The sequence below is a fragment of the Nocardiopsis changdeensis genome (assembly GCF_018316655.1).
GTDB lineage: Bacteria > Actinomycetota > Actinomycetes > Streptosporangiales > Streptosporangiaceae > Nocardiopsis > Nocardiopsis changdeensis.
Map to the genome: position 1 here is coordinate 5,278,477 of NZ_CP074133.1, position 13,997 is coordinate 5,292,473.

The following is a 13,997-nucleotide window of genomic DNA, read 5'->3' on the forward strand; positions in this document are numbered from 1 at the left end:
GATCTTTTGCCCATGTCATGAATCCGCTTGTTTTTCACCGAAAGCCCCTTGCGAGTGTTGACAAGGTCACACTGCCATCAACTAGAGTCCCTGCAATCCGTAATACGGAATCGCATGTCTGCACTATGAAAGCCCGGCTTCGGCCGGGTCACGGGAGAACCCCATGCCCGAAAGCACCTCGGCGGAGCCGGACACCCGGCCCGACCAGGGTCTGGACCGGCTCAACGCCCTCTCCGAGGAGGCATTGCGCGCCGAGCTCGCGCAGTGCCTGGACGTGGAACGCTGGGTGCTGGCCGTCGCGGCCGCCGCCCCCTACGCCGACCGCGCCGCCCTCCTCGACACGGCCGACGCCCACGCCCGCGAGATCACGGCCGACGAGGTCGCCTCCGCGCTGGCCCGCCACCCCCGCATCGGGGAGAAGGCCCGGGGCCGGGGCACCGAGGCCGCCTGGTCGCGCGGAGAGCAGTCCGCGTTCGCCTCCGAGACCGACGACGCCGCCGTCCGCGTCCAGCGGATCTTCCAGTACGCCCAGCAGGAGTACGAGGAGAGGTTCGGGCAGATCTACCTGGTCTGCGCCAGCGGCCGCGGTCCCCGCGACCTGCTGTCCGACCTGGTCGGACGGCTCGGCAACGACCGCGACACCGAACTGGCCGTCGTCGGCGGCGAACTGCGCCGGATCGCCGCCCTGCGCCTGGTCAAACTCCTGGAGGCCGAAGGATGAGCCACGTCACCACGCATGTCCTGGACGCCGCGCTCGGCCGCCCCGCGGCCGGCGTCCCCGTCCGGCTGGAGGCCGCGGCCGACCCCGGCCGCTCCTCCTGGAAGACCGTCGCCGAGGGCGTGACCGACGGCGACGGCCGGGTCGGCGACCTGGGCCCCGAGCGGCTCGCCGCCGGATACCACCGGATCACCTTCGACACCGCCGCCTACTTCGGGGCGACGGGGCAGCGGGGGTTCTACCCCGAGGTCTCCATCGTGTTCGACCTCGCCGACGAGGACGCGCACTACCACGTGCCGCTCCTGCTCAGCCCGTTCGCCTACTCCACCTACCGGGGCTCCTAGGCCCTGTTCCCGAACACCCCCCTGCGCCGCCGGGCACGGACCCGCAGCGCAGCGGAGGTTCAGGGGAACACGGCGACGGACACCCGAACGCAACCGAAAGGACACGCCTCAGGACACGGCGGCACGCAGGATCACAGACTCAGGGTGCGTGATAGGTCCTTCCGCATGACCAGCGGTCCTCCCTCGTACGCACAGCGTTCACACGCGAACGACGAAGACTTATCCACACGGATGGAGTTCACCCTGATGGGCATCAGACTCGGAGACAACCAGTACGGCAAGGCCGAGGTGCGCCTCGTCCACGTCGACCGCCAGACCGACGTCCACCGGATCAAGGACGTCAACGTCACCTCCCAGCTGCGCGGCGACCTGGAGGACGTCCACACCGTCGGCGACAACGCCACGTGCCTGCCGACCGACACCCAGAAGAACACGGTCTACGCCAAGGCCCGCGAGTGGGGCGGCGTCGGCGCCGTCGAGGACTTCGCGCTGCGCCTGGCCCGCCACTTCGTCGACGAGCACGACTACGTGCACGGCGCCCGGCAGGAGATCGAGGAGTACTCCTGGGAGCGCATCGTCACCTCCGACGGCCCCCACGACCATTCCTTCGTGCGCAACGGCGCCGAGACCCGCACCACCGTCGTCACCAAGGACGGCGGACGCGAGTGGGTCGTCTCCGGCTTCACCGGCCTGACCGTCCTGAAGTCCACCGGCTCGGAGTTCCACGGGTACCCCAAGACCCGCTACACCACGCTCCAGGAGACCACGGACCGCATCCTGGCCACGGACGTCACCGCCCGCTGGCGCTACATCGGCACCGACCACGACTTCGACAAGGCCTACGCGTCCATCCGCGCGCTGTGCCTGGAGGCCTTCGCGAACACGCACAGCCTCGCCCTCCAGCAGACCCTCTTCCAGATGGGCACCGCCGTCCTGGAGGCGCACCCCGAGGTCGCCGAGATCCGCTTCTCGATGCCCAACAAGCACCACTTCCTGGTGGACCTGTCGCCGTTCGGCCTGGACAACCCCAACGAGGTGTTCTTCGCCGCCGACCGCCCCTACGGCAAGATCGAGGCCGTCGTCGAGCGCGACGACGCCCCCGAGCCGGGCGATGCGTGGAAGTCCGTGCCGGGCTTCGTCTGATCCCCGCCCTCCCCCGGGGCCCGACGTGCGGCCGGGCCCCGGACCCGCCCCCCGATCCGAGGTGACCCCTCGCCTGCCCGCAGCGCAGCGGGCTGCCCGCCTCCGCCGTGCCCCGGCACGGGCCGCAGGCGGCGCGATTCGTCGGGCGCACGCGCCCGAGAGACCGACCACCCCCCGTGGTCACCTGAACAAAGGCTGGAAACTGGCCATGTCGAACAGTCCGTCCGCGAAGGACTCGGCCACAACGAACGCCCCCGCCCCGCGCCCCGAGGACGAGAAGCTGCCGCCCCGGCTGCTGCTCGTCTACGGGATCCAGCACATCCTCACCATGTACGCCGGCGCGGTCGCGCCGGCCCTGGTCATCGGCGCCGCCGCCGGACTCGCGAACGACCCCGCCTCCATGGGGATACTCGTCAGCGGCGCGCTGCTGGTGGCCGGGATCGCCACCCTCATCCAGACCGTCGGCCACCGCCGGATCGGCGCCCAGATGCCGATCGTGGTCGCCGCCTCCTTCGTCCCCGTCAGCGCCGTCACCACCCTGGCCGCGGGCGAGAACGGCGAGAACCTGCCGGTGGCGTTCGGCGCCTCCCTGGCCGCCGGCGTCTTCGCCCTGTGCCTGACCCCGTTCTTCGGGCAGCTCATCCGCTTCTTCCCGCCGATCGTCACCGGCACGATCATCACCGTCATCGGGGTCAGCCTGATGCCGGTGGCCGCCCGGTGGATCATGGACGGCGGCGTCCACACCGGCGCGGACGGCGCGTCGGTCCCGGCCGCGCCCCTGGCCAACCTGGCCCTGGCCGGGGTCACGCTCGCCGTCATCCTCCTGGGCTCCCGGGTGCTGCCCGGGATCTGGGGGCGGCTGTCCATCCTGCTCGGCATGGTGGTGGGCACCCTGGTGGCGCTGCCCCTGGGCATGGCCGACTTCAGCCGGGTCGGCGAGGCCGACATCGTGTTCAACCCGACCTCGGTGTTCTACTTCGGCGCCCCGCAGTTCCAGCCCGCCGCGATCGCCACGATGTGCGTGATCATGCTGGTGGTCCTCACCGAGGGCGCCTCGCACATCATCGCCGTCGGCGAGATCACCGGGACGAAGGTGGACGCCCGGCGCATCTCGGCTGGCCTGCGCGCCGACGTGAGCGGGTCGATCATCGGCCCGATCTTCAACTCCACCCCGACCAGCTCGTTCGCCCAGAACATCGGGCTGCTGGCGCTCACCGGGATCCGCAGCCGCTACGTGGTGGCGGTGGGCGCGGGCATCCTCATCCTCCTGGGGATGTTCCCGATCCTGGGCGGCGTGATGGCCGCCCTGCCCGCCCCGGTCCTGGGCGGGGCCGGCCTGGTGCTGTTCGGCAGCGTGGCCGCCAGCGGCGTCAAGACGCTGGCCAAGGTGGACTTCACCCGCAACCTCAACCTGGTGCTGGTGGCCGCGTCGGTCGGGGTGGCGGTCATCCCGCTCGCCTACCCGACGTTCTACTCCTTCCTGCCCCCGTCCGTGGAGATGATCGCCCACTCCGGGATCATCGGCGCCGCGGTGTCGGCGATCCTGCTGAACATCTGCTTCAACGTGATCGGCGGCGGCGACCGGGCGGAGCCGGCCGCGATCGACACCCGGGAGATCGGCTCGGCCGGCCCGGGCGAGGCCAAGTACACCGACCAGGCGGGGGCCGCCTACCGCGAGGAGGACCCCGACCGGATCTGAGCCGGTCCCCCACGGCGGGGGCGGGTGCGTGCCATCGGGGCGCACCCGCCCCCGTTCCCTTTCCCGTTCACCGGAGCCGAATGGTATGCCTGTGACCATGACCGACTGGGACCTGCGCAAGCTGCGCGTGCTGCGCACCCTCGACCGGGTCGGGACGGTGCGCGCCACCGCCGAGGCCCTGTCCACCACCCCCTCCGCCGTCTCCCAGCAGCTGTCCGCCCTGTCCCGCCAGGTGGGGGTGGAGCTGCTGGAGCCGCACGGGCGCCGGGTGCGGCTCACCGACGCCGCCCGGGTGCTGCTGCGCCACACCGACATCGTGCTGGCCCAGCTGGAGCGGGCCGAGGCCGAGCTGGACGGGTTCGCCCGCGGCGGGGCCGGGACGGTGCGGGTGGGCGCGTTCGCCACGGCCGTGCCCGGGCTGGTGGTGCCCGCGCTGAGCGCGGTGCGCGACGCCCACCCGGGGCTGGCGGTGCGGGTGCACCAGGCCGAGGCGTCGGAGGTGTACGACCTGCTGGCCGCGGGGGAGATCGACATCGGCCTGTCGCTGGCCGCGCAGGCCCCGACCGGGCGCGACGACCGCTTCGAGCGCGCCGGCCTGCTCACCGACCCCATGGACGCGGCCCTGCCCGCCCGGCACCGGCTGGCCGGGGCCCCCGCGCTGCGCCTGCGCGAGCTGGCCGGGGAGCCGTGGATCTACGGCGCCGACGGCCCGTGGCGGGACATCACGGTGGCGGCCTGCGCCCAGGCCGGCTTCGCCCCGGAGCAGGCGCACGTGGCCTCGGACTGGCGGGCCATCCTCGACATGGTCGCCGCCGGGCTCGGGGTGGCGCTGGTGCCGCGGCTGGCGGCGGCCGGGGACAGCCCCGGGGTGGCCCTGCGGGTGCTGCACGAGGACCGGCCGCGGCGGCACGTGGTGTGGGCGGTGCGCGCCGGGTCGCGGGAGCGGCCGCAGATCGCGGTGGCGCTGCGGGCCCTGGTGGACCGCGCGGCCGCCCTCGCCACCGCGAATGTTCAGTTCGACTGAACACGGTGATCGGAAAGTTTCGCTGGAAATGACCGTTTCCTCCTGCCAATCTGAGGATGTCCGAAAGATCCCTCGCTCGGCAGGAGGACCATGAGCACCACCCCCGACTTCGATCCGCGCGCCTACAACGCACGCCCCTACTCCGGCGGCGACCCCTACGCCGACTACCGGCCCACCGACCTCGACCTCGGCGGCCTGGTGGACCTCGCGGACCGCAGGCTCGGGGGCGCCGTGGTCGCCGCCAACGACGAGTTCTTCGCCCACCGCGAGAACATGCTGCGGCCCGAACCCGCCGAGTTCGACCCCCACGCCTTCGGGCACAAGGGCAAGGTCATGGACGGCTGGGAGACCCGGCGCCGCCGCGGCCCGGCCGCCGACAGCCCCCACCCCTCGGCCGACGACCACGACTGGGCGCTGGTCCGCCTGGCCCTGCCCGGCGTGGTCCGCGGCGTGGTCGTGGACACCGCGCACTTCCGCGGCAACCACCCCACCGAGGTGAGCGTGGAGGCCGCCCACGTGGAGGGCACCCCCACCACCGACGAGCTGCTCAAGGCCGAGTGGACCGAACTGGTGGCGCGCACCCCCGTGTACGGGCACGCCGCCAACGGGTTCGAGGTGGCCGACGGGCACCGCTGGACCCACCTGCGGGTCAAGCAGTTCCCCGACGGCGGCATCGCCCGCCTGCGCGTGTACGGCGAGCCGGTCGCCGACCCGGCCTGGCTGGCCGCCCTGGGCTCCTTCGACCTGGTCGCGCTGCTCAACGGCGGCGCGGTGGAGGACGCCTCGGACCGGTTCTACTCCTCCCCCGAGAACATCATCGCGCCGGGCCGCTCCCAGAAGATGGACGACGGCTGGGAGAACCGGCGGCGCCGCGACGACGGCCACGACTGGGTGCGCTTCCGGCTGGCCGCCCAGGGCGAGATCCGCGCCCTGGTCCTGGACACCTCCTACCTCAAGGGCAACTCCGCCGGGTGGGTGACGGTGCTGGGCCGCGACGCGGAGGGGGACGACCCCGAGGCGTGGTTCGAGATCCTGGGCCGCACCCGGCTGGAGCCGGACGGCATCCACCGGTTCGTGCTCCCGGCGCCGGTGACCGCCACGCACGTGCGGACCGACGTCTTCCCCGACGGCGGCCTCGCCCGCCTGCACGTGTACGGATCCCTGACCGAGGCCGGGACCGCCGGCCTGGAGCGCCGGTGGGCACGGACCCGCGCCTGACCGAGAGCCGGGGGCCGGTGTTCGGCGGTCGGCCGCCGGCCCCCTCCCCTCCGCCGGCACGGGGAGAGGACGGAGGGCGGCGCACCCGCACGGGTGCGCCGCCCTCCCCCGTCGTCTCAGGAGCGCTCGATCATCCGCCCCGCCGTGGAGTCCCCGGTGACCTCGGCCCCGCGCAGCAGGGTGCGCCGGACCCGGCCGGTGAGCACCGCGCCGTCGTAGGCGCTGACCGGGTTGCGGTGGGCCAGCTCCCGGGCGTCCACCCGCACCTCTTCCTCCGGGGCGAAGAACACCAGGTCGGCGTCGGTCCCGGCGGCGATCGCGCCCTTGCCGGACACCCCGGCCACCCGGGCGGGGGCGGCCGACATCCAGGCCACCACCTCGGCCAGCGGGACACCGCGCCGCCTCGCCTCGGTCCACATCGCGGGCAGCCCCACCTGGAGACCGGAGATCCCGCCCCAGGCGGTGCCGAAGTCACCGGTGTCCAGGTCCTTGAGGTCGGGGGTGCTCGGCGAGTGGTCACTGACCACACAGTCGATCAGGCCCTCGCGCAGCGCCCGCCACAGCAGGTCGCGGTTGCCCTCCCCGCGGATCGGGGGACAGCACTTGTACCCGGTGGCGCCGGCCGGGACGGCCTCGGCGGCCAGGGTCAGGTAGTGCGGGCAGGTCTCCACCGTGAGGCGGACGCCCTCCTCCCGGGCCCGCGCGATGAGCGGCAGCGCCGCGGCGCTGGACAGGTGCAGGATGTGCGCCCGCACGCCGGTGCGCCGGGCCGTCTCGATCACCAGGGAGATCGCCCGGGTCTCGGCGTCGTCGGGCCGCGAGGCCAGGAAGGCGGCGTAGTCGCGCCCGGCGGCGACCGGGGCCGCGGCCAGCACGTCGGGGTCCTCGGCGTGCACGATGAGCAGCCCGTCGAACGCGGCGATCGCCTCGGCGGCGGTGGCCAGCTCGGCGGCGGACAGGTGACCGAACTCGTCGACCCCCGAGGGCGACAGGAACGACTTGAACCCGAAGACCCCGCGCTCCCACAGCGCGGCCAGCTCCCCGGTCCCGCCGGGACGGCTGTTCTCCGGGACCGCGCCGCCCCAGAAGCCGACGTCCACCGCCAGGACGCCGTCGGCGGCCGCCCGCTTGGCGTCCAGCCCGGCGACGGTGGTCGTGGGCGGGACGCTGTTGAGGGGCATGTCCACCAGGGTGGTCACCCCGCCCAGGGCGGCGGCCCGGGTGGCGGAGGCGAAGCCCTCCCACTCGGTGCGGCCGGGTTCGTTGACGTGCACGTGGCTGTCCACCAGCCCGGGCAGCAGCACCTCGTCGGCGGCGGCGCGCAGCTCGCGCGCCCCGGTCAGCGGCGCGTCCGCGCCGTCCAGGACCTCGACCACCGTTCCGTCGCGCACCCCGAGGGTCACCGGGCGCTCCCCCCGCGGGGTGAGGGCCCGCTCGGCGCGGACGACCAGATCGAGACGGTCCATCTCCTACCTTTCCTTCACGGGGACGCCCGGACCCCCTCGGGGGTCCGGGCGTCCCGACAACGGCCGCACGGGGCGGCCCGGTCCGGCGCCCGTTCCGTGCCGGGGCGCCGGACCCGGTCAGCCCACCCGGCGGGTGGCCAGGGCCAGGAGGGTGTCGGCGTCGGTGCCGGTCGCCTCGGCGACCTCCCCGCCGTCCAGGGCACCGCAGCGCAGCCCCTGGGCCAGCACCGAGGCCAGCGCCTGGGCGGTGGCGGGCTCGTCGGCGACGTTGCCGCCCTCCACCGATCCCAGGTAGGCGCGCAGCCGCGCCGCGGCCGGCGCGAACGCCTCACGGTAGAACACGAATCCGGCCAGGTGGCGGATCGGCAGCTGGCGGGGGTGCAGGTCCCAGCCCTGGTAGAAGCCGCGCTCCAGGGAGCGGGACACCAGGCCGGCGTGCAGCCGCCAGGCGGCGTGCACCTCCTCGGCGGTGCCGACCGGCAGGATGTTGCTGCCGCCGTCGGAGAGCCACACGCCGGTCCCGGCGGCGGCCACCTGCATGACGGACTTGGCGTGGTCGGCCACCGGGTGGGCCAGGCTCTGGTGGGCGGCGGTGATCCCGCAGGCGGCGCTGTAGTCGTAGGTGCCGTAGTGCAGGGCGGTGACCCGGCCCGCCCCGGCGGCGATCATCCGGGGAACGGCGACGGTGCCGTCGGCGAGCAGGATCGACTGGGGGGTCTCGATCTGCAGCTCGAAGCCCAGCCGCCCCTCCTCCAGGCCGTAGCGCCGCTCCAGCCGCCCGGCCAGCCAGGCCATCGCCTCCACCTGCTCGACGGAGGTGATCTTGGGCAGAGTGAGGACCAGGCCCTCGGGCAGGGAGCCGTGCGCCTCCAGGAGGGTGCGCAGGAAGAGGTCGAGGGTGCGCACACCGCGGTGGCGGCCGGCGGCCTCCATGCCCTTCATCCGGATGCCGAAGTAGGGGGTGGCCTCCCCCTTGGCCAGGTCCGCGGCGAACGCCTCGGCCACGGCGCGGGTGTGGGCGTCCTCCGCCTCGTCTCCGGGGGCGCCGTAGCCGTCCTCGAAGTCGGCGCGCAGGTCCTCGACGGGCTCGGAGGCGAGCTTGGCGCGCACGCGGGGCAGGGCGTCGGCGACGGCCGCCTCGTCCAGGCCGGTGATCCGGGCCAGGTCGGCGGGTTCGGGGGCGTACTCGTCGAGCGAGGCCAGCGCCTGCGCACCCCAGTCGGCGGCCAGGCCCGGGCCGACACGGTCGGCGGGCACGTAAACGCTGTGCACCGGCTGCCGGGCGCCGCGCGCACCCGGGTACTCCCTGCCCAGGCGGGCGTCCGCGTCGGCGAGCCGGGAGTCGAGTCCGGCGACCAGATCAGCAAGGTCCCGGGGGGTGTCCTTGGCCACGTCCGATGTCCTCCTCCGTGGTCGGCGCGTCTTTGCGAGGCACGCGCAAATTCCTATATGCGGATACTAACTTCTACTATCCGGAAGAACAAGGGTTCAGGGCGGCCCGGACCACGGGTCCCGGGAGTTCCCTCGGAAAGCAAGAGCGAAAACCCTCTTTCGTATTGCAAAATAAGGAGGGTGACCGCAGCGGCCCACAGCAGGGGAGCACCAGCCTTGGCAGCCTCACAGACATCCGGCGCGGACCTGGCCCGCCCCGACGACCCGGTCCGGCGCACCGGCGGGGTCCAGTCCCTCGACCGCGCGTTCGCGCTGCTGGAGATCATGGCGGACGCCGGCGGGGAGACCTCCCTCAGCCAGCTCGCCGACGCCTCCGGCCTCCCCCTGCCCACCATCCACCGGATCATCCGCACCCTGGTCGGCAACGGGTACGTGCGCCAGCTCCCCTCCCGCCGCTACGCCCTGGGCCCCCGCCTCATCGGCCTGGGCGACAAGGCCGCCAAGATGCTCGGCACCTGGGCCCGCCCCCACCTGGCCCAGCTCGTGGAGGAGCTCGGCGAGACCGCCAACCTCGCCATGCTCGACGGCGACAAGGCCATCTACGTCGCCCAGGTGCCCTCGCCGCACGCCATGCGCATGTTCACCGAGGTCGGCCGCCGCGTCCTGCCGCACTCCTCCGGGGTCGGCAAGGCACTGCTCTCCCAGCTCGGCGACGAGGAGGCACTGGCCACCGTCCGCCGCACCGGGATGCCCGCCGCCACCAACCGCACCATCACCGACCCCGAACGGTTCATCGCCGAACTCCACACCATCCGCCACAACGGCTACGCCATCGACGACGGGGAGCAGGAGATCGGCGTGCGGTGCGTCGCCGTCCCCGTCACCGGGGCCCCCTCCGGGATGGCCGTGTCCATCTCCGGCCCCGAGGCCCGGGTGAGCTGGGACTTCGTCAACCGCGCCGCCCCCATCGTCCAGCAGTGCGCGGCCACCCTGGCCGGGGACCTCAACAACCAGAACCCCCGGGACTGAGCCCGCCCGGGCCCCGCGCCCGGCGCGGGCCCCGGAACGCGAACGGGCCCCGGAGCGGTCGCTCCGGGGCCCGTTCGCGCACACCCTGCTACGTCGGCTGGTCGAAGCCCAGCTTGCGCAGCTGCTTGGGGTCGCGCTGCCAGTCCTTGGCCACCCGCACCCGCAGGTCCAGGAACACCCGCTGCCCGAGCAGGCCCTCGATCTGCTTGCGGGCCCGCGAGCCCACGTCGCGCAGGCGGGAGCCCTTGGTGCCGATCACGATCGCCTTCTGGCTGGGGCGCTCCACGTACAGCGAGGCGTAGATGTCCACCAGCTCCTTGCCGGGCCTGGTGTTCTCCCGCTCCCCCATCTCGTCGACGACCACCGCGATCGAGTGCGGCAGCTCGTCGCGCACGCCCTCCAGGGCGGCCTCGCGGATCAGCTCCGCGACCAGCATCTCGTCCGGCTCGTCGGTGAGGTCGCCGTCCGGGTACAGCGGCGGCCCCTCCGGCAGGTGCGAGCACAGCACGTCGGTGACGGTCTCCAGCTGGTAGGAGGCCTGCGCCGACACCGGGACGATGTCCGCCCACTCCCCCAGCCGGTCCACCGCCATCAGCTGCTCGCCCACCTGCGCCCTGTCGGCCAGGTCGGTCTTGGTCACCAGCGCGACCACCGGGGTGTTCGTCTGCTCGGCCAGCTCTTTGGCGATGTAGGTGTCACCGCGCCCGATCGGCTCGTTCGCGGGCAGGCAGAACGCGATGACGTCCACCTCGACCAGCGTGGACCGCACCAGCGAGTCCAACCGCTCCCCCAGCAGGGTGCGCGGCTTGTGCAGTCCGGGCGTGTCCACGATGATCAGCTGCGCGTCGGGCCGGTGCACGATCCCGCGCACCGTGCGCCGCGTCGTCTGCGGCCGGTTGCTGGTGATCGCCACCTTCTGGCCGACCAGGGCGTTCATCAGGGTGGACTTGCCCACGTTCGGGCGGCCGACGAAGCACGCGAAACCGCTGCGGAAGCCCTCCGGGTAGGAGGGCATCGTCAGCGGCACCCGCAGCTTCTCCAGGTCGAGGTCGTTCATGTGTCCTTCTTCAGCGGCGGATGATGCCCGCCGGCACCCCGTCGGGGGCGGCGATCACCACCGTCGCGGTCTTGAGGTCGTCCAGCACGGCGCGGTCGGCCCCGTCGAGCTCCGGCTCCGCGGTGACCACCACCGCGGCCTCCAGCGCGGTCGCCTCACCGGAGACCGCCGCGGCCACGGCCGCCTGGAGCGCGCTGAGCTTCAGCGAGGGCAGCGACACCGTGGTCGCCACGTAGGTACGGCCGGTCTCGTCGCGCACCGCGGCGCCCTCGGGCGCGGCGTTGCGGGCCCGCGAGGCGCGCGCGAGGGTGACGAGCTTGGTGTCCTCGGCGCCCAGGGTCGTGTCGCTCACTGTTCCGTGCTCCTTGTGTTCTTGTTCCCGTCCCGCTCGTCCTCACCCTGTTCTCCGGGAAGGCGTTCCACGAGGACGGTCGTCATCCGGTTGCGGCGGCTGCTCTTCCCCTCCAGGGTGAGCCTGAGCCCAGCGTATTGCGCCTGGGCCCCGCCCGCCGGGACCCGCCCCAGCACGAACGCCACCAGGCCGCCGACCGTCTCGACGTCGTCGACGTCCAGGTCCTCGTCCGGGAACAGCTCGGCCAGCTCGCCCAGCGGCAGCCGCGCCGTCACCCGGACCCGGTCCTCGTCCAGCCACTGCACCGGGGGGATCTCGTGGTCGTACTCGTCGGTGATCTCGCCGACGATCTCCTCCACGATGTCCTCCAGCGTGACCAGCCCGGCGGTGCCGCCGTACTCGTCGATGGCCACCGCGACGTGGTTGCGCTGCTTCTGCATCTCGCGCAGCAGCTCGTCGATGGGCTTGGTGTCGGGCACGTAGGTGGCCGGGCGCATGACGTCGCCCGCGGTCAGCGGCACCTCCCCGCCGGGGTTGCCCGCCGCCGCAGCCCAGCGGTCGCGCAGCCGGTCCACCAGGTCCTTGAGGTAGACGATGCCGACCACGTCGTCCTCGTCCTCCCCGGTGACGGGGATGCGCGAGTACCCGCTGGCCAGCGCCAGGGTGAGCACGGCGTCGGCGTCGGCCTCCCGCGAGGTGAACACGATGTCGGGGCGGGGCACCATGACCTCGCGCACCGACGTGTCGTCGAGCTTGAACACCGAATGGATCATCTGGCGCTCCTCGGGGTCGATGACCTCCCCCTGCTCGGCCAGGTCCACCAGCTGGCGCAGCTCCACCTCGGTGCTGAACGGCCCCTCCCGGTCGCCCTTGCCGCGCGGGGTGAGCGCCCGCCCGGCGCCCACCAGCAACTGCGCCAGCGGGCCCACCACGACCTGGACCGGGTACACGATCGCCACGGAGGCGCGGGCCAGCTGCCCGGAGAACTGGCGGCCCAGGATGCGCGGGGTGACGGCGATCAGCACCGACTCCACCACGACCATCGCCACCGCCGTCAGGACCAGCGCGGGCCAGCCCAGTCCCAGCAGGAAGACCATGCCGACCGCGGCGGCGATGACCGCGCACACCTCGCAGACCACGCGCAGGAACAGCAGCACGTTCAGGTGGCGGGTGGGGTCGGCGGCCACCTTCTCCCAGCCCCGGCCGGTGCCCTCGGGCAGGCCCACGGACGCCACCCGGGTGACGGCGACCTCGGCGGCCACCAGGAACCCGGCCACGGCGGTGAGCGCCAGGGCGACGGCGAACGACGTGATCCATTCGACGGGGTCGCCGGTGGTCAGGGCGGCGACATCGGGCCACACCGACGGTCTCATCAGGCGGTCTCGTTCCCCTCCGCGGCCCGCTGGGCCTCGCTCTCCCGCCAGGAGGCGAGGATCTCACCCTGGAGGCCGAACATCTCCTTGTGCTCGTCCGGCTCGGCGTGGTCGTAGCCCAGCAGGTGCAGGATGCCGTGCGTGCACAGCAGGTCGATCTCCGCCTCGGTGCTGTGCCCGGCCTTCTCGGCCTGGCGCTCGGCCACCTGCGGGCAGATGATCACGTCACCGAGGACGCCGGGCTCGCTGGTGCGGCCGGGGCCGCCGGGGCGCAGTTCGTCCATGGGGAACGACAGCACGTCCGTCGGTCCGGGCTCGTCCATCCAGCGCACGTGCAGGTCGGCCATCGGGCCCTCGTCGACCAGGACCACGGACAGCTCGGCCAGCGGGTGCACCCGCATGGCGTCCAGGACGTACCGGGCGAGCCGGGAGAGCCGCTCCTCGTCCACGGTGGTGACGCCGGACTCGTTGGCGACGTCGATACTCATCGGTTGCGGATGCCTCACTTGATCGTTGCGGTCGGGCGCCGCAGGGCGGGCACCCCTAGGGCAGCGGAAGCGGTGAGCGCGCACGCGGCGCGCCCACCGGCTCCGTTGCCACCCCTTAGTCTGCCCGCTGTCGTGGGTGGGCGCTCCCGGTCCCGGTCTCGCCCGGGGTGTCGGGGGCCTCGCGGCGGGGCGACAGGCCCCGCCCCCGGCCGCCGCGGCGGTCGCCCTGACCGCCCCCGGCGCCGTTCTGCCGGTCGGCGTCGTAGCGCCCGTAGGCGTCGACGATCTGCCCCACCAGCTTGTGCCGGACCACGTCCTCGCTGCTCAGCTTGCAGAACGCGATGTCGTCGATATCACGCAGGATCGTCTCGATGGTGCGCAGCCCGCTGGCCTGCCCGCTGGGCAGGTCCACCTGGGTGACGTCGCCGGTCACCACGATCTTGGACCCGAACCCCAGCCGCGTCAGGAACATCTTCATCTGCTCGGGCGAGGTGTTCTGCGCCTCGTCCAGGATGATGAAGGAGTCGTTCAGCGTGTTGTGCGTGAGCAGGAAGTCGTCGGTGACGTAGAGGGAGTCCTCCGCCGCCACCTGGATGCAGACGCACTCGGCGGTGCCCGCCGGCTCGATGGCGTCGACGAACCGCATGGGGCGGCCGCCGCCGGTGGTGTCGTAGCGCTCCCGCTTGCGGGCCAG

The 13,997-nt window shown here is 73.1% G+C and carries 13 protein-coding genes and 1 pseudogene; 7 read left to right on the forward strand and 7 right to left on the reverse strand.

Going from position 1 to position 13,997, the window contains the following annotated elements; genetic code table 11:
• The first annotated feature begins 163 nt into the window (after nt 1–163).
• The 6 genes from uraD (at nt 164) to alc (ending at nt 6,146) form a co-directional block, all read left to right on the forward strand.
• Nucleotides 164–721, forward strand: a complete 558-nt coding sequence (gene uraD, locus KGD84_RS23965) for a 2-oxo-4-hydroxy-4-carboxy-5-ureidoimidazoline decarboxylase (RefSeq protein ID WP_220562630.1) — start codon at nt 164–166, stop codon at nt 719–721.
• Complete coding sequence (uraH, locus tag KGD84_RS23970) at nt 718–1,062, forward strand: hydroxyisourate hydrolase (RefSeq protein WP_220562631.1); 345 nt, start codon at nt 718–720, stop codon at nt 1,060–1,062. Before uraD ends, uraH begins: the two co-directional genes overlap by 4 nt.
• Nucleotides 1,063–1,308: 246 nt before the next feature.
• A complete protein-coding gene (gene pucL, locus KGD84_RS23975) occupies nt 1,309–2,205 on the forward strand; it encodes a factor-independent urate hydroxylase (RefSeq protein WP_220562632.1) in 897 nt (298 codons plus the stop codon).
• Nucleotides 2,206–2,413: 208 nt separating this feature from the next.
• Complete coding sequence (locus tag KGD84_RS23980) at nt 2,414–3,904, forward strand: nucleobase:cation symporter-2 family protein (protein WP_220562633.1); 1,491 nt, start codon at nt 2,414–2,416, stop codon at nt 3,902–3,904.
• Between the two features lie 97 nt (nt 3,905–4,001).
• The gene (locus tag KGD84_RS23985; RefSeq protein WP_220562634.1) at nt 4,002–4,928 is read left to right on the forward strand and encodes a LysR family transcriptional regulator; all 927 of its coding nucleotides are present in this window, start codon (nt 4,002–4,004) and stop codon (nt 4,926–4,928) included.
• 90 nt (nt 4,929–5,018) lie between these two features.
• Nucleotides 5,019–6,146, forward strand: a complete 1,128-nt coding sequence (alc, locus tag KGD84_RS23990; protein ID WP_220562635.1) for an allantoicase — start codon at nt 5,019–5,021, stop codon at nt 6,144–6,146.
• 116 nt (nt 6,147–6,262) lie between these two features.
• On the opposite strand, the gene allB is transcribed toward alc, so the two are convergent.
• Entirely contained in the window at nt 6,263–7,612 is a 1,350-nt protein-coding gene (gene allB / locus KGD84_RS23995; protein WP_220562636.1) for an allantoinase AllB, read from the reverse strand.
• Nucleotides 7,613–7,729: 117 nt separating this feature from the next.
• Nucleotides 7,730–9,004 carry a DUF6986 family protein gene (locus tag KGD84_RS24000; protein ID WP_220562637.1) on the reverse strand — a complete coding sequence of 425 codons (1,275 nt, stop codon included), beginning with the start codon at nt 9,002–9,004 and terminating at the stop codon, nt 7,730–7,732.
• 246 nt (nt 9,005–9,250) lie between these two features.
• On the opposite strand from KGD84_RS24000, the gene KGD84_RS24005 reads away from it, so the two are divergent.
• Nucleotides 9,251–10,033, forward strand: a complete 783-nt coding sequence (locus KGD84_RS24005; RefSeq protein ID WP_260697241.1) for an IclR family transcriptional regulator — start codon at nt 9,251–9,253, stop codon at nt 10,031–10,033.
• 88 nt (nt 10,034–10,121) lie between these two features.
• On the opposite strand, the gene era is transcribed toward KGD84_RS24005, so the two are convergent.
• The 5 genes and pseudogenes from era to KGD84_RS24030 form a co-directional block, all read right to left on the reverse strand.
• A complete protein-coding gene (gene era, locus KGD84_RS24010; protein WP_220562638.1) occupies nt 10,122–11,090 on the reverse strand; it encodes a GTPase Era in 969 nt (322 codons plus the stop codon).
• Between the two features lie 10 nt (nt 11,091–11,100).
• Entirely contained in the window at nt 11,101–11,442 is a 342-nt protein-coding gene (locus KGD84_RS24015; protein WP_220562639.1) for a cytidine deaminase, read from the reverse strand.
• Nucleotides 11,439–12,815, reverse strand: coding sequence for a hemolysin family protein (locus KGD84_RS24020; protein WP_220562640.1), 1,377 nt, complete (start codon nt 12,813–12,815; stop codon nt 11,439–11,441). Before KGD84_RS24020 ends, KGD84_RS24015 begins: the two co-directional genes overlap by 4 nt.
• Complete coding sequence (gene ybeY / locus KGD84_RS24025; protein WP_220562641.1) at nt 12,815–13,303, reverse strand: rRNA maturation RNase YbeY; 489 nt, start codon at nt 13,301–13,303, stop codon at nt 12,815–12,817. Before ybeY ends, KGD84_RS24020 begins: the two co-directional genes overlap by 1 nt.
• A 115-nt stretch (nt 13,304–13,418) precedes the next feature.
• Nucleotides 13,419–13,838 (reverse strand): annotated as a pseudogene (locus tag KGD84_RS24030) (PhoH family protein); the annotation flags it as partial.
• Between the last annotated feature and the right edge of the window lie 159 nt (nt 13,839–13,997).

Coding starts and splice junctions, on each gene's coding strand:
- uraD (WP_220562630.1), top strand. CDS start 164: ATGCCCGAAAGCACCTCGGCGGAGCCGGACACCCGGCCCGACCAGGGT.
- uraH (WP_220562631.1), top strand. CDS start 718: ATGAGCCACGTCACCACGCATGTCCTGGACGCCGCGCTCGGCCGCCCC.
- pucL (WP_220562632.1), top strand. CDS start 1,309: ATGGGCATCAGACTCGGAGACAACCAGTACGGCAAGGCCGAGGTGCGC.
- KGD84_RS23980 (WP_220562633.1), top strand. CDS start 2,414: ATGTCGAACAGTCCGTCCGCGAAGGACTCGGCCACAACGAACGCCCCC.
- KGD84_RS23985 (WP_220562634.1), top strand. CDS start 4,002: ATGACCGACTGGGACCTGCGCAAGCTGCGCGTGCTGCGCACCCTCGAC.
- alc (WP_220562635.1), top strand. CDS start 5,019: ATGAGCACCACCCCCGACTTCGATCCGCGCGCCTACAACGCACGCCCC.
- allB (WP_220562636.1), bottom strand. CDS start 7,612: ATGGACCGTCTCGATCTGGTCGTCCGCGCCGAGCGGGCCCTCACCCCG.
- era (WP_220562638.1), bottom strand. CDS start 11,090: ATGAACGACCTCGACCTGGAGAAGCTGCGGGTGCCGCTGACGATGCCC.
- KGD84_RS24020 (WP_220562640.1), bottom strand. CDS start 12,815: ATGAGACCGTCGGTGTGGCCCGATGTCGCCGCCCTGACCACCGGCGAC.
- ybeY (WP_220562641.1), bottom strand. CDS start 13,303: ATGAGTATCGACGTCGCCAACGAGTCCGGCGTCACCACCGTGGACGAG.